The 19,792-nt window shown below is 68.4% G+C and carries 17 protein-coding genes; 5 read left to right on the forward strand and 12 right to left on the reverse strand.

Annotation, left to right across the window (positions count from 1 at the left end):
- Positions 1-291: 291 nt before the first annotated feature.
- The gene (locus LCM15_RS01375) at positions 292-1,182 is read right to left on the reverse strand and encodes a LysR substrate-binding domain-containing protein (RefSeq protein ID WP_224852436.1); all 891 of its coding nucleotides are present in this window, start codon (positions 1,180-1,182) and stop codon (positions 292-294) included.
- Between the two features lie 129 nt (positions 1,183-1,311).
- Here LCM15_RS01375 and LCM15_RS01380 point away from each other — a divergent pair, with 129 nt between their 5' ends.
- The gene (locus LCM15_RS01380; protein ID WP_224852437.1) at positions 1,312-2,532 is read left to right on the forward strand and encodes an acyl-CoA dehydrogenase; all 1,221 of its coding nucleotides are present in this window, start codon (positions 1,312-1,314) and stop codon (positions 2,530-2,532) included.
- Positions 2,533-2,945: 413 nt separating this feature from the next.
- Here the strand turns inward: LCM15_RS01380 and trhA are convergent, their stop codons facing one another.
- From trhA to LCM15_RS01425, 9 genes are all read right to left on the reverse strand, one after another.
- Positions 2,946-3,587, reverse strand: coding sequence for a PAQR family membrane homeostasis protein TrhA (trhA, locus tag LCM15_RS01385; RefSeq protein WP_224852438.1), 642 nt, complete (start codon positions 3,585-3,587; stop codon positions 2,946-2,948).
- A gap of 250 nt (positions 3,588-3,837) precedes the next feature.
- Positions 3,838-4,125 carry a putative quinol monooxygenase gene (locus LCM15_RS01390; protein ID WP_224852439.1) on the reverse strand — a complete coding sequence of 96 codons (288 nt, stop codon included), beginning with the start codon at positions 4,123-4,125 and terminating at the stop codon, positions 3,838-3,840.
- 154 nt (positions 4,126-4,279) lie between these two features.
- A complete protein-coding gene (locus LCM15_RS01395) occupies positions 4,280-6,481 on the reverse strand; it encodes a 3-hydroxyacyl-CoA dehydrogenase NAD-binding domain-containing protein (RefSeq protein WP_224852440.1) in 2,202 nt (733 codons plus the stop codon).
- Between the two features lie 17 nt (positions 6,482-6,498).
- A complete protein-coding gene (locus LCM15_RS01400; protein ID WP_224852441.1) occupies positions 6,499-7,710 on the reverse strand; it encodes an acetyl-CoA C-acetyltransferase in 1,212 nt (403 codons plus the stop codon).
- Positions 7,711-7,723: 13 nt separating this feature from the next.
- Positions 7,724-8,362, reverse strand: coding sequence for a glutathione S-transferase family protein (locus LCM15_RS01405; protein ID WP_224852442.1), 639 nt, complete (start codon positions 8,360-8,362; stop codon positions 7,724-7,726).
- A 488-nt stretch (positions 8,363-8,850) separates the two neighbouring features.
- Complete coding sequence (locus LCM15_RS01410; RefSeq protein ID WP_224852443.1) at positions 8,851-9,063, reverse strand: hypothetical protein; 213 nt, start codon at positions 9,061-9,063, stop codon at positions 8,851-8,853.
- A 61-nt stretch (positions 9,064-9,124) separates the two neighbouring features.
- Positions 9,125-10,906 (reverse strand): acyl-CoA dehydrogenase, encoded by a 1,782-nt coding sequence (locus tag LCM15_RS01415; RefSeq protein ID WP_224852444.1) that lies wholly within the window; start codon positions 10,904-10,906, stop codon positions 9,125-9,127.
- 32 nt (positions 10,907-10,938) lie between these two features.
- Complete coding sequence (locus LCM15_RS01420; RefSeq protein ID WP_222605535.1) at positions 10,939-11,337, reverse strand: MerR family transcriptional regulator; 399 nt, start codon at positions 11,335-11,337, stop codon at positions 10,939-10,941.
- A 307-nt stretch (positions 11,338-11,644) separates the two neighbouring features.
- Positions 11,645-12,016, reverse strand: a complete 372-nt coding sequence (locus tag LCM15_RS01425; protein ID WP_224852445.1) for a MerR family transcriptional regulator — start codon at positions 12,014-12,016, stop codon at positions 11,645-11,647.
- Positions 12,017-12,141: 125 nt separating this feature from the next.
- Between LCM15_RS01425 and LCM15_RS01430 the strand changes: the two genes are divergently transcribed.
- The 4 genes from LCM15_RS01430 (at position 12,142) to LCM15_RS01445 (ending at position 15,894) form a co-directional block, all read left to right on the forward strand.
- Positions 12,142-12,567, forward strand: a complete 426-nt coding sequence (locus tag LCM15_RS01430) for a PaaI family thioesterase (protein ID WP_224852446.1) — start codon at positions 12,142-12,144, stop codon at positions 12,565-12,567.
- The gene (locus tag LCM15_RS01435) at positions 12,564-13,073 is read left to right on the forward strand and encodes a PaaI family thioesterase (RefSeq protein ID WP_224852447.1); all 510 of its coding nucleotides are present in this window, start codon (positions 12,564-12,566) and stop codon (positions 13,071-13,073) included. The genes LCM15_RS01430 and LCM15_RS01435 overlap by 4 nt, the downstream gene beginning before the upstream one ends.
- Before the next feature lie 119 nt (positions 13,074-13,192).
- A complete protein-coding gene (locus LCM15_RS01440) occupies positions 13,193-14,542 on the forward strand; it encodes an MATE family efflux transporter (RefSeq protein WP_224852448.1) in 1,350 nt (449 codons plus the stop codon).
- 527 nt (positions 14,543-15,069) lie between these two features.
- Positions 15,070-15,894, forward strand: a complete 825-nt coding sequence (locus LCM15_RS01445; protein ID WP_224852449.1) for a MurR/RpiR family transcriptional regulator — start codon at positions 15,070-15,072, stop codon at positions 15,892-15,894.
- A gap of 10 nt (positions 15,895-15,904) precedes the next feature.
- Here the strand turns inward: LCM15_RS01445 and LCM15_RS01450 are convergent, their stop codons facing one another.
- Together LCM15_RS01450 and LCM15_RS01455 are read right to left on the reverse strand one after the other, a co-directional pair.
- Complete coding sequence (locus LCM15_RS01450; RefSeq protein ID WP_224852450.1) at positions 15,905-18,502, reverse strand: AAA family ATPase; 2,598 nt, start codon at positions 18,500-18,502, stop codon at positions 15,905-15,907.
- A complete protein-coding gene (locus LCM15_RS01455; protein ID WP_224852451.1) occupies positions 18,499-19,638 on the reverse strand; it encodes a metallophosphoesterase family protein in 1,140 nt (379 codons plus the stop codon). The genes LCM15_RS01450 and LCM15_RS01455 overlap by 4 nt, the downstream gene beginning before the upstream one ends.
- Positions 19,639-19,792: the final 154 nt, after the last annotated feature.

The following is a 19,792-nucleotide window of genomic DNA, read 5'->3' on the forward strand; positions in this document are numbered from 1 at the left end:
ACACCGTTTGGGTGTTCAGTTCTATCGGAAAACACCCTCTCCGGTCAACGGGACCCGACGGAACGTGCTGTCTCGCGGTTTCAGCGACGTTCAGCGGCGGGCCAGGATGTATGAAGAATGGACGTTTTCAACGTCATGCTCTTCGCCGCTTTGTTCGTGCGCAAATGTCGCTCTTCGCGACGCTCTGCCCGATACGACACTCGCGACGCCTGATGCCGCTTTCCGTCGCACACGCGCACGGAGAATAACCGGACGGACGGCCGTGCTTGATCCGGGACGGGCGCGGTGCCCTCAGCGGCCGATCTCGTCAAGCAGCCAGTCGCGAAAGCGGTGAACGTGGGGGCTGTTCAGCGCCGGCTCGGGCAGGATCAGCGCATAGTGCTCTCCGGTGGCGAACCGCCGTGGCGCGGCCAGCGCCAGCGCACCGCGCTCGAGCGCGGGCCGGGCGACGATCTCGGGCACGATGCCCACGCCGAGTCCGGCGATGGCGGCGTCGACGATCATGTCGAAATGATCGAGCCGCGCGCCCCGGAGAATGCGGCGGGGATCGGTGTCGGAGCCGCGGAACCAGTCGAGCCAAAGCGTCGGTCGGGTCGATTGCTGCAGGAGCGGCAGCTCCAGAAGGTCGGCATCGCTGAGCGCATCCTGACCCGCAAGCAGCGCGGGGGCGGCCACGATCACCATGGTTTCGGGGATCACCGGTTCGGTGGTGACGCCGGGGATATCATGTCGGCTGCGCATAATGGCGAGGTCGAAAGGCTCGCGCCCGAAATCCACCGGCAGGAGCCGCGCCGAGAGGTCGAGGCTGATCTCTGGGGCGACCTGCGCAAAGCGCGCAAGGCGCGGGATCAGCCAGATCCGCGCCAGGCTCGGCAGGACCGCCATGCGGAGCACAGCGTCGCGTCCGCCGAAGGCCATCACCCCCATGGCCGCCGCGTCGAGCTCGGCCAGCAGCTCCTCCGCGCGATCGAGAAACGCATGGCCTGCGGGCGACAGGACCAGTCTTTGCCGCACGCGGTTGAACAACGCGACGCCAAGCCGGTCCTCGAGCGAGGCCAGCGAGCGGGAAATCGCGCTCTGTGTCAGACCAAGGCTGTCGGCGGCCATGGTGGTGGTGCCGCGGCGGGCGCAGGCGGTGAACGCCTCGAGCTCGGCGACGGAGGGAATATAGGCTTTGCGCATCGCGGCTCCGGCGAAAGAGTTGATGGTGGGGTTTATGAGAAATCCTCATTGCTTGCGCAAATTAAATCGTTTCCATCCCGGCACGCGCGGGCGTAGGGTTCGCGTCGAAACGCGAAAAGGATCCCGACCATGGCCGACGCCCCCAACCTTCGTCCCAAGGATAACCCCTCCCTCGCCGGATTCGCCTGGGAGGATCCGTTCCTCTTCGACGCCCAGCTCGAGGAAGACGAGCGTATGATCGGAGAGAGCGCCCGCGCCTTTGCGCAGGACAAGCTGCTGCCGCGGGTCGAGCGCGCCTACATGGACGAGCAGACCGATCCCGAGATCTTTGCCGAGATGGGCGCGCAGGGCCTGCTGGGTGTCACCGTGCCCGAGCAGTATGGCGGCATCGGGGCGGGCTATGTCAGCTACGGCCTCGTCGCGCGCGAGGTCGAGCGGGTGGATTCGGGCTATCGCTCGATGATGTCGGTGCAGTCGAGCCTGGTGATGTACCCGATCTACGCCTACGGCTCCGAGGAGCAGCGGCAGAAATACCTGCCCAAGCTGTCCTCGGGCGAGTGGATCGGCTGCTTCGGCCTGACCGAGCCCGATGCCGGCTCGGACCCGGCGGGCATGAAGACCCGCGCCGTCAAGACCGAGGGCGGCTACCGCCTGAACGGGGCCAAGATGTGGATCTCGAACGCGCCGATCGCGGATGTCTTCGTGGTCTGGGCCAAGTCCGAGGCACATGGCGGCAAGATCCGCGGCTTCGTGCTCGAGAAGGGCATGAAAGGGCTGTCCGCCCCGAAGATCGGAGGCAAGCTCTCCCTGCGCGCCTCGATCACCGGCGAGATCGTCATGGAGGACGTGGAGGTCGGCGAGGACGCGCTGCTGCCCAATGTCGAAGGCCTCAAGGGCCCGTTCGGCTGCCTCAACCGTGCCCGCTATGGCATCGCCTGGGGCGTCATGGGCGCGGCCGAGTTCTGCTGGATGCAGGCGCGCCAATACGGGCTCGACCGCAAGCAGTTCGACAAGCCGCTGGCCGGCACGCAGCTGTTCCAGAAGAAGCTCGCCGACATGCAGACCGAGATCGCGCTCGGGCTGCAGGCGGCGCTGCGGGTGGGGCGGCTCATGGACAGCGCGCAGGCGGCGCCCGAGATGATCTCGCTGATCAAGCGCAACAATTGCGGCAAGGCGCTCGATATCGCGCGCATGGCGCGGGACATGCACGGTGGCAACGGCATCCAGATCGAATACGGCGTAATGCGCCACGCCGCCAACCTCGAGACGGTGAACACCTACGAGGGCACCCACGACGTGCACGCGCTGATCCTCGGGCGGGCGCAGACCGGGCTCCAGGCCTTTTTCTGATCCCTGAAACGCTGCGGATCTAGGGGGCGGTGCCGGAAGGTGCCGCCCTTGTGCGTTTGGCCGGGCAAGGGAGGGGCGCTGCGCCCCTGTCGCACCAAAAGTGCGCCTCTCAGGAGGAAAGAGGGAGCGCTGCACCCTGTCGCACCGGAGGTGCGCAATTCAAGGAGAAGGAGGGGGCTCTGCCCCCTGTCGCACCAAAGGTGCGCCACCAAGAAAGAACAAGGGGGCTCTGCCCCCTCTTAGCCTGTGGCCAATTCACCCCCGAGGTATTTCCGAACCAAAGAAGCCTGGAGCACTGCGCCCGCATCTTCTCTTCGTCAAAAATACTCCCGCCGGAGGCAGGCCGGACCGGGCCGCCCGTAGCAATGCTCGACAGGCGCGCAGCGGAGATGTCGCGTCTTTGGCAGCGCGTGTCATCGTGCGACTAGGATGATCGCCGCGTAATGGCTGGCGGCGGCGGCAAGCACATGGCCGTGCCAGATGGCGCGTGCATAGGGGATGCGGTTGGAGTGGTGGAAGATCGTGCCGACCGTGTAGACGAGGCCGCCTGCGATCAGCAGGATCAGGGCCTCGAAGGGCAGCGCCTTCAGGAACGGCCACGCGGCGATGCCACCGAGCCAGCCCTGCGCGAGATAGAGCGCGAAGCCGAGCCGCGCCCAGCGGTGGATCGAGCGCAGCTTCAGCGTGATGCCGACGGCGGAGATCGCCCAGGATGCCGCGGTCAGCGCTAGCCCCTCGGCGCCGCCGATGCCAAGCAGCGCCATCGGCGTGTAGGTGCCCGAGATCAGCAGGTAGATTGCCGCGTGATCGAAGCGGCGCAGTACCGCGCGGGTGGGGGCGTGGAGCGTGAGATTGTAGGCCGCCGAGAAGCCGAAGCTCGCGATCAGCCCGAGCGCGTAGGGCAGCAGCGCCCAGGTCGCGCCGGGTGCGCCTTCGAGCGTGGCCCAGACGAACAGCGCCGAGACCGCCGCGACCGCGAAACACACGCCAAGCACCAGCACGACACCGTCTGCAATCTGTTCGGCCAGCGTGTGGGGAAGGGTGTATCGGGTCATGGATCTCGTCTCGGACGTCTTTCCGGCTTTCGTGTTCTTACGACCGTGGCGATGGTCCCGGGGCAGGGCGCCGAGACCCGCTGGCCGCTATGGGTGGGCGCATAAAGCGGGGGAAGAACAAGTTGATACGGCAATGAGGCAAAAATGTGTCCCGGCGCCGGCATCCCGCGGGCGCGCGACGCTGGCCGCCCCGCGGCATTTGCGCCGCTAGGGTTGGACGAGGCCCGCCGCCGGGGCCTCGGCGCGTCTGTCAGGCGAGGCGCGCAAGCGGTGTCACCGTGGCCCCGCTGCCCTCGGCGATGCGCTCGAGCGCCTTGCGGAAGGCTTCGGTGTGGGGCGCGTGCATGTGGGCGTCGTAGGCCTCCGGGGTGTCGTATTCGGCCATCAGAACGATGCTGCCGCCTTTCTCGCTCAGGGCCTCGAAGCGGATATTGCCGGGCTCCCCGCGCGAGGCTTCGGCGAGACGGGCGGCAAGGGTCTTGAGTCGGGTATCCTGTCCGGGCCGGGGGATGGCGCGGACCATGACGGAACAAGTCATCAGTCACTCCGTAAATCTACTGTTGAGAAGTCTTTGCGCCGGGCAGCGGCGTGTATCGCTAACATAGGCGCGGTCGCGCGGATTTCACCGGGCTGGCATATCAAGAAAACGTGTCGGGACGCCCCCTGAGGGGCGCCCCGCCATCGCCTCGCGATCAGGCTGCGGCCTCCTGCGGCGCGCTGAAGCGCTCGTAGAACTCGTCGCCTTCTTCGGCCATCTCGCGCAGCAGGTCCGGACAGGCGAAGCGCGCGCCATGGGCCTCTGCGAGCTGGCCGCAGCGCTCGGCCGCGTAGGGCGCCCCGAGCATGTCGAGCCACGAGAACGGGCCGCCGGACCAGGGCGCGAAGCCCCAGCCTAGGATGGCGCCGACATCGCCTTCGCGGATGTCCTCGAGCACGCCTTCCTCGAGCGCGCGCACCGCCTCGAGCACCTGCACGAACAGCAACCGGTGCTGCACCTCGGTGAGCGAGGGCTGGTCGTCGGCGACGGGGTACTTCGCCGCGAGGCCCTCCCAGAGGAGCTGGCGCTTGCCCTTGTCGTCATAGTCGTAGAAGCCGGCATTCGCCTTGCGTCCCAGACGGCCCTCGTCGGCCATCCAGAACACCACCTCGTCGACCGCGCCGTCGGGATAGGCATCGCCCATCGCGGCCTTCGTCGCCTTGGCGATCTTCACGCCGAGATCGATCGAGGTTTCGTCGACCAGCTGCAGCGGCCCCAGTGGCATCCCCACGAGCTTGGCGGCGTTCTCGATCAACGCCGGGTCGACGCCCTCGGCCACCATGCGGATGCCCTCGTTGATATAGGGGATGATGCAGCGGTTGGCGTAGAAGAAGCGCGCGTCGTTGACCACGATCGGGGTCTTGCGGATCTGGCGCACGAAATCGAGCGCCTTGGCCACCGCGCGGGTGCCCGTCGCCTTGCCCTTGATGATCTCCACCAGCATCATCTTCTCGACCGGCGAGAAGAAATGAATGCCGATGAACTGCTCGGGGTTGCTCGAGGCCTTGGCGAGCTCGGTGATCGGCAGGGTCGAGGTGTTGGTGGCGAAGATGCAGTCCTCGCCCACGTGCTCGAGCACCTTCTGCGTGACCTCGGCCTTCACCTTCGGGTCCTCGAACACCGCCTCGACGATCAGGTCGCAGCCCGCAAGCTGGGCGTAATCGTCGGTCGCGGTGATGAGCGAGAGCGCGGCCTCCTTCTTCTCGGGCGTGGCCTTCTTCCGGGCGATGCCATTGTCCATGTAGGAGGCGGTGTAGGCGCGGCCCTTCTCTGCGGCGTCCTTCGACTGGTCGAGCAGCACCACCTCGATCCCGGCCATGGCCGAGACCAGCGTGATGCCGGCGCCCATCATGCCCGCGCCAAGCACGCCGACCTTCTTCACCTTCTGGTCCGGCACGTCGGGCCGGTTGGCGCCTTTCTCGAGCGCCTCCTTGTTGATGAAGAGCGAGCGGATCATCGCGCTCGACGACGGGTTCAGCAGCACGTTGGTGAACCAGCGCGCCTCGATCTTCAGCGCCGTATCGAAGGGTACAAGTGCCCCCTCGTAGACCGCCGAGAGCATCGCCTTGGCCGCCGGGTAGACGCCCTTGGTCTTGCCATGCACCATGGCCGAGGCGCCGACGAAGGTCATGAAGCCCGCCGGATGATAGGGCGCGCCGCCGGGCATCTTGTAGCCCTTGGCGTCCCACGGCTTGACGATGTCGGCCGGGCTTGCCGCCAGAACCCAGGCCTTGGCGTCGGCCAGCGGATCCTCTGAGACCTCGTCGATCAGCCCGGCGCTCTTGGCCTTCTTCGGGTCCGAGAGCTTGCCCTCGAGCAGGAAGGGCGAGGCCGCCATGGCGCCCAGCTTGCGTGACAGACGCGTGGTGCCACCGGCGCCGGGAAAGATGCCGACCATGATCTCGGGCAGGCCGATCTTGGCCTTGGGGTTGTCGGCGGCAAAGATCCGGTGGCAGGCCAGCGGGATCTCGAAGCCGATGCCGAGCGCGGTGCCGGGCAGGACGCAGGCGATCGGCTTGCCGCCCTGGTTCTTGTCATCCATGCCGGCGCGCTCGATCTTCCGCAGGATGGTGTGGATCTGCATGATGCCGTCGAAGATGCTCGATGCGGGATCGTCGCCGCCGTCTTCGCGCATCTTGGCGATCACGTTGAGATCCATGCCGCCGGCGAAGCTGCCCGCCTTGCCGGAGGTCAGCACGATGCCCTTCACGGCGTCGTCGGCGAGGGCCTCGTCGATCAACGCGTCGAGCTGCTGGAAGCCCTCGATGCTCATCACGTTCATGCTCTTGCCCGGGGTGTCCCAGGTGATGGTGGCGACGCCTTCGGCGTCGGTCTGCAGGGTGAAATGCTGGCTCATGATCTGGTGTCCTCCCGTCACACGCGTTCGATGATGGTGGCCGCGCCCATGCCCGAGGCGACGCAGAGCGTGGCGAGACCGGTGCTCTTGCCGCTGCGCTCGAGTTCGTCGAGCAGGGTGCCGATGATGATCGCGCCGGTGGCGCCGAGCGGGTGGCCCATGGCGATGGCGCCGCCGTTCACGTTCACCTTGTCATGGTCGACGTCGAAGGCCTGCATGAAGCGCAGCACCACGCTGGCGAAGGCCTCGTTGACCTCGAACAGATCGATGTCCGAGATCGCCATGCCGCTGTCGGCGAGGATCTTCTCGGTCACCGGCACCGGGCCGGTCAGCATGATGGTCGGATCGGTGCCGATCTTGGCGGTGGCGCGGATGCGGGCGCGCGGCTTGAGCCCATGCGCCTCGCCGAACGCCTTGGAGCCGATCAGCACCGCGGCGGAGCCGTCGACGATGCCGCTGGAGTTGCCGGCATGGTGCACGTGCTCGATCTTCTCGAGATGCGGGTATTTCATCAGCGCGAGCTGGTCGAAGCCCGGCATCACCTCGCCCATCTCCTTGAACGAGGGCTTGAGCCCGCCCAGCGACTGCATGTCGGTGCCCGGGCGCATGTACTCGTCGCGGTCGAGGATGGCGACGCCGTTCTGGTCGCGCACGGTGATCACCGAACGCGAGAAGCGGTCGTCGCTCCAGGCCTCGGCGGCGCGGCGCTGGCTTTCGACGGCGAAGGCGTCGGCATCGTCGCGCGAGAAACCGTACTCGGTGGCGATGATGTCGGCCGAGATGCCCTGCGGCACGAAGTAGGTTTTCATGGCGAGGCTCGGGTCGACCGCGATGGCGGCGCCGTCGCTGCCCATGGCAACGCGGCCCATCATCTCGACCCCGCCGGCGATATAGCCCTCGCCGGCACCGCCACGCACCTGGTTGGCGGCGAGGTTCACCGCCTCCATGCCCGAAGCGCAGAAGCGGTTGATCGACAGGCCGGGGATGCGCTCGTCAAGCTCCGAGGCCAGCACCGCCGAGCGCGCCAGACAGCCGCCCTGTTCGGCGACCTGCGTGGCGTTGCCCCAGATCACGTCCTCGACGGCGTGGCCCTCGAGCCCGTTGCGCTCCTTCAGCGCGTTCAGCGTCAGCGCTGACAGCCGCAACGAGGTGACCTCGTGCAGGGCGCCGTCCTTGCGGCCCTTGCCGCGCGGAGTGCGCACGGCGTCGTAGATGTAAGCGTCAGTCATTCTGCTCCTCCTCTCAGGCCCGGTCCGCGGGGGAACCGGGCATCAGGTCATATGGGTGTTTCCAGCCGTCGAGCGCCTCGATGTTCGACAGCCAGCGATCGATCTCCGGCCAGTCGCTGCGGGCGAAGCCGAAGGGTTCGGGATAAAACAGGTAGCCGCAGCAGGAGAAATCGGCGTGGGTCGGGCCGTCTCCCACGACCCAGTCGCGGCCCGCGAGATGGGCGTTCAGCACCTGGTAGGCGGCCTTGAGGCGGCCTTGGGTGAAGGCGATGACCTCGGCCGGGCGCTTGTCCTCGGGCAGGAAATTCATCAGGAAACGCGTCATGCCGGCCTGGCTCGAGAGCTTGTGGTTGTCCCAGAACACCCAGCGCATCACCTCGCGCGCGTCCTCGGGGGTGGCGCCGCCGAAGCGGCCGGTCTTCTCGGTGATGTACATCTGGATCACGCCGGACTGGGTGAGCCTGACGTCGCCGTCTACGAGCACGGGGGCTTCGCCCATCTCGTTGATCTGCGCGCGGTACTCGGTGCTACGGGTCTCGCCGTTGAAGAAGTCCACCTTGACCGGCTCCCAGTCGAGCCCGGATAGCGCGAGGGGCAGGGCGGCCTTGTAGGCATTGCCGGATTCCCCGAAGCAATAGAGTTTGATGGTCATGCGGTCGTCCTTTCGGCTGCGCTTGTGGGTCGGGCCGGAGCGGGGGTTTCGCACCCCCGCACCCCCGCGGAGTATTTTCGACGAAGAGAAGGGGCTGCCGCCGAAGGCGGGTAACCCGGTGTTAACTTCGAATGCAGTAGCGTTTCCGGGCGGTACAGGCTGGAGAGCCGATGACCGCACGTGGAGAAGCGCCGCCATCCCGCCGCAGCACTGGCCGGATGGCGGCGTGGACCGAGAGCTGCCCACCAAGCTGCCGCAAGGGCTCCCCGCCGCGCGGCGCCGGGCCCGATGCGCGGTCCCCCTGCTTCTTTACGTCCCAAATACTCCACGGGGGTCCGGGGGTGTGAAACCCCCGGTCCTTCGCTCGAGATGGGCGGCGTGGTTGGAAAAATAGGCAGAACGCTGGCCACAACAGTGGCCGGATCCGTGGCGATCATGCTGCGCATTGGCCCTCCCTGCCGCCGCGGCTCGTGTAACGTCGGTCAAAGCTAGCGCTTGCGCGCCTCCAGCTCGGCGGTGAACAGCTGCAGCCGGTGCGAGAGCACCTCGCTGTCGGTGACGCTGTCGAAATGCTCGAAGAGAAACGACAGTGCCTCGCCCTCGTCGAGCCCGGCTTCCTCGGCAAAGCGGCGCAGGCCGCGATAGCCGTCCTCGGTCATCGCGAGCGACAGGCGGCGGGTCAGGCGAAAGCGTTTCGGCAAGGTCTCTCTCCTTCGGTCAGGGCGGATGGGCGGGGCGCGAGGCCCCGCCGCCACCCTCGCGTCAGAAGCTTTCGACGTCCAGCGCCATCACGGTCTCGGCACCGCTCTCGATCCGCGCCAGATGGGTGCGGGTCGCGGGCAGCTGGCGCGCCATGTAGTAGCGCCCGGTGGCGATCTTGGCGTTGAGGAAAGCGCGGTCGGCACCGTCCCCGTCCAGCGCGGCCTTCGCCGCCACCGCCATGCGCGCCCACATCAGGCCGAGGCAGACATGGCCGAACAGGTGCATGAAGTCATACGACCCCGACAGCGCCTCGTTCGGGTTCTTCATGCCGTTCTGCATGAAGAACATGCCGGCCTGCTGCAGGTCCTTCGAGGCGGCCTTGAGCGGCTCGAGGAACTGCGCGTCGAACGCCTCGTCCTGGCCCTTGTGCTCGGCGATGAAGCGCTTGACCATGTCGAAGAAGGCCATGACGTGCTTGCCGCCATCCTGCGCCAGCTTGCGGCCCACCAGATCCAGCGACTGGATGCCGTTGGTGCCCTCGTAGATCATCGTGATGCGCGCATCGCGGACGAACTGCTCAAGCCCCCATTCCCGTGTGAAGCCCGAGCCGCCCAGCGTCTGCTGCGCCAGCACCGCGGTCTCGAAGCCCTTGTCGGTGAGGAAGCCCTTGATCACCGGGGTCAGCAGAGAGATCAGCCCCTCGGCATCCTTGTCGCCCGAGCGATGCGCCTGATCGATCAGCGAGGCGCCCCAGAACACCAGCGCCCGCGCGCCCTCGGTCAGGGCCTTCTGGTCCATCAGGTTGCGGCGCACATCCGGGTGGACCATGATCGAATCCGCCGGCCCCTCGGGGTTCTTGGCGCCGGTCACGTCGCGGCCCTGAAGCCGGTCCTTGGCGAAGCCGAGCGCGTTCTGGTAGGCCACGGCGCCCTGTGCATAGCCCTGCAGGCCGACGCCGAGCCGGGCTTCGTTCATCATGGTGAACATCGCCCGCATGCCCTTGTGCGCCTCGCCCACGAGGAAGCCGGTGGCGCCGTCGTAGTTCATCACGCAGGTGGCGTTGCCGTGGATGCCCATCTTGTGCTCGAGTCCGCCGCAGCTCACCGCGTTGCGATCGCCCAGCGAGCCGTCCTCGTTGACCATGAACTTGGGCACGATGAACAGCGAGATGCCCTTCACCCCCTCGGGTCCGCCGGGGATCTTGGCCAGCACGAGGTGGATGATGTTGTCGACCATGTCGTGCTCGCCGGCCGAGATCCAGATCTTCGAGCCGGTGATCTTGTAGGTCCCGTCCTCCTGCGGCTCGGCCTTGGTCTTGATGAGACCCAGATCGGTGCCGCAATGGGGCTCGGTGAGGTTCATCGTGCCGCCCCACTCGCAGCTCACCATCTTGGGCAGATAGGTGGCCTTCTGTTCGTCGGAGCCATGCGCGTGGATGGCATTGTAGGCGCCATGGGTCAGGCCCTGATACATGTTGAAGGCCATGTTGGCCGAGGAGAACATCTCGCCCACCGCGGTGGAGACGAGATAGGGCAGGCCCTGACCGCCATATTCGGGATCGCAATCCAGCGCCGGCCAGCCGCCCTCGCGCATCTGGTTGAAGGCATCGAGGAAGCCGTCCGGAGTGCGCACCACGCCGTTTTCCAGCGTGCAACCCTGCGCGTCGCCCACGGGGTTCAGCGGGGCGAGCACGTTCTCGGCGAGTTTCGCCGCCTCGTCGAGGATCGCCGCGGTGGTGTCGCGGTCGAGCTCGTCATAGCCCGGAATGCCGGTGCTGCTGACATCGAGGACGTCGTGCAGCACGAACTGCATGTCCTTCACGGGGGCGGTGTAGCTCGGCATATCTCTCCTCCTTCATGCCTCCGGCCGATGGATCAGCCGGCCTTTTTCTGCTGCAGCTGCTGGAGCATCCTCTCGCCCCATGCCAGCTGGTCCTTCAGATCGTTGATCGCCGCATCGAGCTCGTCGCGCTGCTTTTGCAGGTCGTCGAGCCGCTGCTGGGCGATCTCGTAGGTGCGGGCGATCTGCGTGTGCTGCTGGTCGCCCATGTCATACAGGTCGAGCAGCTGGCGGATCTCCTCGAGGCTGAAGCCGAAGCGCTTACCGCGCAGGATCAGCTTGAGCCGGGCGCGGTCGCGCCGGGTGAAGAGCCGTTTCTGACCTTCCCGCACCGGGAAGAGCAGCTCCTTCTGCTCGTAGAAACGCAGGGTCCGGGGGGTGACGTCGAACATGTCGCACATTTCCCGGATCGTCATCATCTGCTCGTCGCTCATTGGTTCTGCTCCCCTCACGTCGCGTTAAGATGCAGCGTGAGGTGCGCCTTCACACCGAGTCTTACAATGGCAAATTTGGTTGACGTAACCGAGACGCCGCGTCACTTTCAAGTTGACGTAACTTCCTTTCGCGTCACCTGTTAGCGAAGGACATTTCGTTACGTAAGCCGGGCGCTTCGCGAAACCGAATGTCGGGGACGATCAGGCGCCTCACGAGATTTTTTTCAAAGCGCTTTCAAGAACGCGTCATCCGCGCGAAATTCAACGCCCCGAAGGGCGGCAGGCGGCGAGATTCGCGCCGCGGCCCTCAGCCTTCCAGCGATTTCGCGGTGTCGTCCCGAAGCGCTTTGAGCTCCGCCATGGCCTCGTCGAGCTGGCGCCTCTGCTCGGCCAGTTCCAGCATCTGCCGGTCGGCCATCTCGAGCCAGGCCTGCATCTGCGCCTGGCTGCCTTCCTGCTCGCGCATCGCCAGCCACTGCCGGATGTCCTCGAGCTGGAAGCCGAAGCGGCGTCCGCGCAGGATCAGCACCATGCGCGCCACTTCGCGCGGGCCGTAATAGCGCGAGCGGCCCTCCCGGTCGGGCGAGAGCAGCTCGATATACTCGTAGTAGCGCAGGGTGCGCGGCGTCACTTCGAAGCGCTCGCACATCTCCTTAAAGCTGAGACGGGACTCGCTCATCTGCTCCTCCTTGACCATGAGGCTGAACCTAGTGCGCCCATGGCGGCGGCGCAACTCGATCGGCAGAGCCTTGCGAAGCCCTTGTCACGCCCGCATAAAGGCGGCGACAGCCACGGAGGCGCCCTATGCATGTCGACAAGACCACGCTCGCGCGCGAGTTCATCAACCTTATCCCGCAGGCGCGGGCGCTGCAGCTTGAGATCACCGAGATCCGCGACGGTGTCGCGGTGATCCGAATGCCCTATGACGCGGGCCTGGTGGGTGATCCGGACACCGGGGTGATCCATGGCGGCGCGGTCTCGACGCTGATGGACACCTGCGGCGGCGCGGCGACCATGGCACATCCGAGCAATCCCGGCGGCACCGCCACCATCAGCCTGCGCATCGACTACCTGCGCGCGGCCACCCCCGGCCAGGCCATCGTCGCGCGGGCCGAGTGCCACCACGTCACCCGGTCAGTGGCTTTCGTGCGCGCCACCGCCCATGACGACGACGCCGAGAACCCGGTGGCCACCGCCACCGGCACCTTCACCGTGGAGGGCGCCGCATGAGCCGCCGCCCCCCCGAGCCGGTGCAGGTGGTCAAGCAACGCCGCGACGCCGCGCTTGCCGCGCTCGCCGAGCGGGTGCCCTATATCCGCTTTCTCGACATCTCCTTCGATCGCCGCGGCGACGAGCTGACCGGCGTGATGCATTACGACGACAAGCTGATCGGCAATCCGCACCTGCCGGCCCTGCATGGCGGCGTCACCGCCGCCTTCCTCGAGGTGACCGCCATCATCACCCTCAGCTGGGGGCTGCTCTGGGAAGACGTCGAGAGCGGCGTCCTCACCCTCGACGCGCTCGAGGCCGGAGAGCTTCCGCGCTTGCCCAAGACCATCGACTTCACCGTCGACTACCTGCGCTCGGGCCTGCCGCGCGATGCCTATGCCCGGGCCCACGTCACCCGCTCGGGCCGCCGCTATGCCAGCGTGCGCGCCGAAGCCTGGCAGGACAATCACAGCCGCCCCATCGCCCAGGCCCACGCGCATTTCCTGATGCCCCGCAAGGAGAGCTGACGCAGGCCGCCCGCAGCCCGCGTCCCCGGCTTCTCTACGTCAAAAATACTCCGGGGGAGTCCGCGCCTGCGCGGACGGGGGCAGCGCCCCCTCCGGCGGTCCCGCACAGAGCTTGAGCCATGTCCACTACGTCAGCCGCCCCGATCACCCATTCCCGCGTCATCAAGATCGCCATCCCGATCCTGCTGTCGAACGTGACGATCCCGATCCTCGGCGCGGTCGATACCGGCGTGGTGGGCCAGATCCCGCAGGCCGAGCCGATCGCCGCGGTGGGCATTGGCGCCATCGTGCTCTCGGCGATCTACTGGGTGTTCGGCTTCCTGCGGATGGGCACGGTGGGGCTCGCCGCACAGGCCGCCGGGGCCGGGGACCGGGCCGAGGTGGCCGCGCTGTTGACACGGGCCCTGCTCATCGGGCTGGGCGCCGGGGTGCTCTTGATCGCGGCGCAGTGGGGCATTTTCACCGCCGCCTTTGCCGTCTCGCCGGCCTCCGCCGAGGTCGAGGCGCTCGCCCGCGGCTACATGCAGATCCGCATCTGGTCGGCGCCGGCGGCGATCGCGATCTACGGCATCACCGGCTGGCTGATCGCGCAGGAGCGCACCCGCGGCGTGTTCGTGCTGCAGCTCTGGATGAACGCGATCAACGTCGCGCTCGATCTGCTTTTCGTGCTCGGCTTCGGCTGGGGCGTCGAGGGGGTCGCTATCGCCACCTTCATCGCCGAGTGGTCCGGCCTCGCCATGGGCCTGTGGCTGTGTCGCGCCACGCTGGGCCTGCCCGCCGCGCGCGATTGGCCCCGGATCTTCGACAGGCTGCGCCTCAAGCGCATGGCGGCGGTCAACACCGATATCCTGATCCGCTCGCTGCTGCTCGAGACGATCTTCGTCTCGTTCCTGCTGGTCGGCGGCCGTTTCGGCGATGTCACTCTGGCCGCCAACCAGGTGCTGTTGCAGTTCCTGATGATCACCGGCCACGCGCTCGACGGGTTCGCCTTCGCCGCCGAGGCGCTGGTGGGCCGGGCGTTCGGGGCGGGGCAGGTGCAGCTCCTGCGGCGCGGCGCGGTGCTCACCAGCGCCTGGGCCACCGCATCCGCCGCGCTGATGGCGCTGTGCTTCTGGCTCGCCGGCCCGCTGATCATCGACATCATGGCCACCGATCCCGGGGTGCGCGCCGAGGCGCGCAGCTACCTGCCGTGGATGGTGCTCGCGCCGCTGACCCAACTTGGGCTGACCATGTTCGACGGCATCTTCATCGGCGCCACCCGCTCGCGTGACATGCGCAACATGATGATCATCTCGACCCTGCTTTACGGCGTGGCGCTGGCGGTGTTCATCGGTCCGCTGGAGAACCACGGGCTGTGGCTGGCGATGCAGGTGTCCTTCGTGGCGCGCGGGCTGACGCTGGCGCTGCGCTACCCGGCGCTTGAACGGGCTGCCCATGCAGCCGCCGGGCCGGTGCCGCACGCCGCCTAGCCTGCGCGCACAACCGCAAGTCCGCGTTAGCAGCGGTCCACGCGTAATTTCCCGCCTGCGCCGCGAGAGCGTCCCCTCGGCTTCGCGACACGACGCCGCTCAGAGGACGAACGGAGGCCGATCAATGCCCGACAATGCGCGCTGTGCCTCTTTAGGTTGCCAAACTCAGGGCCGAAGGGCTGCCAGAAACCCTTCCCGACCTGCGGGCAGGCTCTGCCGTGCGCGACCGGCTTGCGCGCGCCCTTGCGGGATTCGCTGAGCGCATCGCGACGGCCCGGCGGCGCCCGGCACACGATGACGGTTTGACGAACCCTAGTTTCATGCGGATTTAAAAAGCGGTTCCGGATCGCCGCTAATCGCCCTTAGGTTGATATCGTCACGGCGGATTTATGCGCGTTGAGGGGCGGTCTGACCTGAGGACGGCATTTTCGGTGCGAAAGTCTCGAAATCGTATCGCGGGACTTGCGCAAAACCGGTGAGCAACACAAAAATGAGGCCATATTTTTTGATTTCAGTACGGTTTTGTTATGTTTCTTTCCCGCGTGCGTGCGCAACTTCCCGATTTGCATCGCGCCGAGTACAAGCTCGGCTGCTTCCTCCTCGAGTTTCCGGGAGACCTTGCCTCCTATGACGCGCAGGAGCTGGCGCGGTTGTGCGGCGTCTCCAAGGCGACGGTGTCCCGGTTCGTGCGACGGCTGGGGTTCGAGAATTACGACTCCGCCCGGCGCGCCGCCCGCGACGAGCGCCAGCAATGCAACGGACAGATCGATGCGCGTCCGCGCCAGAAGGCCGGACCGGCGGAGATCTCGGATGCCGTGCGCGACGAGATCGACAACCTGATCTGGACCTATCAGCAGGTCGATGCCGACGATCTCGAAAGCCTCGCGGATGCGGTGGTGTTGGCGCGGCGGGTGTGGCTGGTGGGCTTCCGGCTGTGCCGGGTGTTTGCGGACTACCTGCAGAGCCAGCTCGTGCAGGTGGTGCCGACCTGCGCCAGCATCCCGCATCGCGGCGGCAGCCTTGGCGAGTACGTCAGCGAAATCGGCCCCGAGGATCTGGTGATCTGGATCGCGCTGGGGCGCCGCGAGGGACGCACCGAGGCGCTGCTCCACGAGCTGCGCCGCAGCGCCGTGCCGATCGCCCTGATCGGGGACGAGGAGGCCGGGCTTGCCGCCGGGGTGCGCTGGCAGTTCCGCTGCCGGACCGAGACCTCCGAAGCGCAGGGAAGCCACGCCGCGGTGCTGTCGCTCTGCAACCAGATCGGCGCCCGCGCGACCCAGCGCGCCGGCGCCATCGCGCGCTCGCGACTGCGCCGGATCGACGAGGTGAACGCCCGGCTGGGGGAGGTCTGAGCGTCCTCGTTCAGGCGGTCTCGTCGAGCGGCAGCACCCGCAGCGCGCGCCCGCCCAGATCGCGGAAGGCGCGCTGACGGCAGGTGAGCACGAGGATCTGCAGGTCCGCCGCCTGCCGGTGCAGCGCGTTGAACATGCGCTCGATGCGGTCGTCGTCGGTGAACACCAGCGCATCGTCGAGGATCACCGGCGCGGCGCGGCCCGCCGCCTGCAGCATCCGCGCGAAGGCCAGCCGCACCAGCAGCGCCACCTGCTCCTGCGTGCCGCCCGAGAGGATATCCAGCGGCTCGGTCTGGCCGTGGCGCACGAGGCCCTCGGGCAGCAGCGAGTCCTCGGCCCAGGTCAGCTCGGACTCCGGCCACAGAAGGTTGAGCAGCGGGCGCAACTCCTTGGCCACCGGCTCGAAATAGCGCTCCCTGGCCTCGGTCCGCGCCGCGGTGAGCGCCTGTTCGAGCCGCGTAAGCGCTGCGACCTCGTGGTTGATGCGGGCAAGGTCCGCCTCGGCCCCGGCGAGCGTCTCCTCGGTCTCGGCAAGGCGTTCCTCGACGGCATCCCCGGCGGCGCGGGCGATGCGCTCCTCGAGGCGGGCGAGCTCGGGGCGCAGGGTCTCGATCTCCTGCCGGGCCTGATCCTCGACCGACTGCGCCCGTGCCAGTGCCGCCTCGGCGCCGGCAAGATCCGGGGCGCTCTGCAGCTTTTCGGCATGGGCCGCTTCGGCGAGGTGAAGCTGTTGTCGGGCGGTCTCGGCCTGCGCCGCGAGCGTCGCCTCGTCCCCCTCCGCGCCCTCGAGCGCCGCCCGAGCCCGGGCGCTGCGGTCCGAGACCTGCGCCAGAAGCGTCTCCGTGCGGGTCTTCTCGGAGAGCGCCTGCGACAGCCGGTCGGCGGCGCTGGCAAGCCGGGTGCGCGCACTCTTCTCGGCCTCGCGCGCCGCCTCGTGGGCGGCAATCGCGGTGGCGAGATCGGGCGCGTCGCCGGCCTCATCGGCCTTGGGCAGGGCCGCAAGCTGCTGTCGCAGCGCGTCGAGCCCCTCGGGCGCGAGCGAGGCGAGCACCGCGCGGGCCTCGCCAAAGGTCTGCTCGGCGCGGCTGCGGGTGGCGACCATGCTGCGGGCGCTGTCGAGATCCTCTGCGCCGATCTCGTCGAGGGCCGCGCGCAGGGCGGCGCGGGCGGTCTCGACCGGATCGCTGCCGCCGGTCTCGGGCGGGCGGATATCGAGCCGGCCGATGCCGTCGATCTCGAGCTGCGCGGCGCGGGTCAGGGGCAGGGCGTGGCCGTCCTCAAGCGAGCGGCCATCGAGCCGGACCTGCACGGTGGCGCCCTCGGCGTAGTGCATCAGGATTTGCGTGGCGCGGGCATCGCGGGCGGCTTCGGTCGCGGTGAGATCGGCGGCGCGGGCCTCGATCCGTTGGAGGGCCTTGCTGTCCGGGCCCTGTATCGCCGCCTTGGCGCGCTCCATCTCGGTGCGGGCGCGGTCGGCCTCGGCAAGGCGGGTCTCGAGATCACGGCGCCGGTCGGCGCTGTCGCGCGCTGCCTGCGCACGCTCGGCCCGGCGCCGGTCGGTCTCGGACTGGTCGAGCGCCTCGGCGGCGCCCTGCAGGGCGCTCTGGGCCTGCGCATGGGCCTCGGACGCCTCGGCATGGGTGGCGCGGGCCTGCGTGGCGGCGGCCTCGGTTTCTGCAGCGAGCGTGGTGGCCTCGGCAAGCTCCGCCAGCGCCTTGCGCAGCCCGTCGAGCCGCGCCTGCGCACTCGAGGCGGTGAGCCGGGCCATGTCGGTCTTGCGGGCTAGCGCCTCGGCCTCCTCGGCGTGGCGGGTGGCGGCCTGATGCGCCGCGCGGGCGGCCTCGAGCCGGCTGCGGCGGTTCTCGACCGCGTCGGTGCCGGTCAGCTCGGCCAGCGTGCGGCGGGCGCGGTTGCGCGCGGCGAGGGCGCCGTGCAGATCCTGCGTGAGCCCCGCCAGCCTGTCGCGTTCCGCCGTGAGTGCCTCGACCTGGTCCTGCGCCGCCTTCCAAGGGCCGCCGGTGCGCGGCCGCCCGGTGCCGGTGGCGTAGAGCCCCAGCTCCTCGCGGCAGCGCCGGAGCGCCGCATCCATGCGCCGCCCGCCGGTCATCGCCTCGACCTCCTCGCTGACCGAGGACAGCAGGTCGCGCCGCGCCTCGAGCGCCGCGTCCTTCTCCTTCTTCGAGCCATCGGTCAGCGCGGTGAGGCCCTGCCGGACCCAGATCAGCCCCGACGGACCGCCAGCATCCTGACCGAGCGCGCGGGCGATCCACGCCTCGGCGGCGTCGGCCTGCGCGATCAGGCGGCCGTCGCGATGCACCGTCGCGGACGGCTTTTGCAGCCAGCGCTTGGCGACGGTGAAGGTTCCCTCGGGGATCTCCAGCTCGACCCGGATCTCCGGGGCGCCGCCGGCATGGGGGCGCAGCGCCTTGGTCTCCTTGTCGGCGCTGCCGTGGGGCTTGAAGAACAACGCCTGCAGCGCGTCGAACAGCGTCGACTTTCCGGCCTCGTTGGGTTCGCTCAGCACGTTCAGCCCGTCGCCGATGCCGTCGATGCGGACCGGCGAGGTGAACTGGCGGACGTTGTGCAGCTCGATGGCGCGCAGTTTCATTCCGCGCCCTCCCGCACATAGGCATAGAGACGCGCCAGCGCATCGGCGGCGGCGGCGCGCTCGTCGGGGGGCAAGGTGTCGGCCTCGGCCTCGGCGTCCGCCATCAGCGCCTCGGCGGCGATGCGCAGCGCGCCGCCGCCATGGTCGATCTGGTCGAGATCGGCGGCGTCGTACTGGGTGCCGAGCGCCTCGGCGCGCAGCTCGAAATGGGCGAATTCCGGCCCCAGTCGGGCGATGGCCGCCTCAAGCTGGGCGCGGTCGGACAGCCCGGCCCAACCCGAGGCGATGACCCGCACCAGCACGTCGCGCCGTCCCGACTCTGGCAGCGCGGCGGCAAGCGCGGCGGCGGCGTCCTGACGGGGATGCAGCGGCAGGGGGATCTCGGTCCAGAGGAACTGGCCGGTCTCGACCTCCTCGACCTGCGGCACCGCCCCGGGGCCGGTGAGGCTGACGCAGAGGCACACGCCGCGGGTGCCGTGCTTGAACCGGTCCTGCTCGGGGCTGCCGGGATAGTGCACGCGGGGCGAGACCTCCATGCGCCCGTGCCAGTCGCCGAGGGCCAGATAGTCGAGCCGCGCGCTGCGGTCGCGGTCGGGCGCGATGACCTCGCCGCTCTCGGTGAAATCGGTGACGCCGCCATGGGCAAGGCCGATGCGCAGGTGGCCCTCGGGGCTGTCCATGCCCACCAGCGCCTCGGTGGGATCGCTGCCGCCGGCCCGGTAGGCGACCGGGCAGGGCAGGAGGGTGGCGTGGTCGCCGAGGGCGATGGGCGCCGCCTCGGTCAGCGCTTTGACATTCGCCGGAGCGGCCTCGCGGATGCTGTCCCAGAGCGGCTCGGCATCGCGCAGGTTGTCGTGGTTTCCGGGCAGCAGCCACCAGGTGACGCCCTCGGCCTCGCCCATGGCGGCGAGCGCCTGACGCACCACGCCCGGCGATGGCGTGGCGGTGTCGAAGGTGTCTCCGGCCAGCAGGATATGCGCGGCGCCCGTCTCTTTGGCCACCTGCGCGAGGCGGGCGATGGCGCCGTGGCGGGCCTCCATGAGCCGGCCGCGGATATTGCCGTCGGCGGGCTGGGGAATGTTGGCGAACTTGCGACCGATATGCAGGTCGGAGCTGTGCAGAAAGCGCAGGGTCATCGAGGCTCCCGGGGTCTTCGGATCGTCGGCGCCGCGCGGTGACGGGGCCGTTGCGGCGGCGGCGTGGTCTTGCCGCGACTGAACCGGGACCAACGTCGGGTTGCAAGGGCTTTCCCGCGCGGTCGTGGTGGGTTGGTGCGCGTTCGGCAGGGCG

The sequence above is a fragment of the Salipiger bermudensis genome (assembly GCF_020171625.1).
In the GTDB taxonomy this organism is placed as follows: Bacteria; Pseudomonadota; Alphaproteobacteria; order Rhodobacterales; family Rhodobacteraceae; genus Salipiger; species Salipiger bermudensis_B.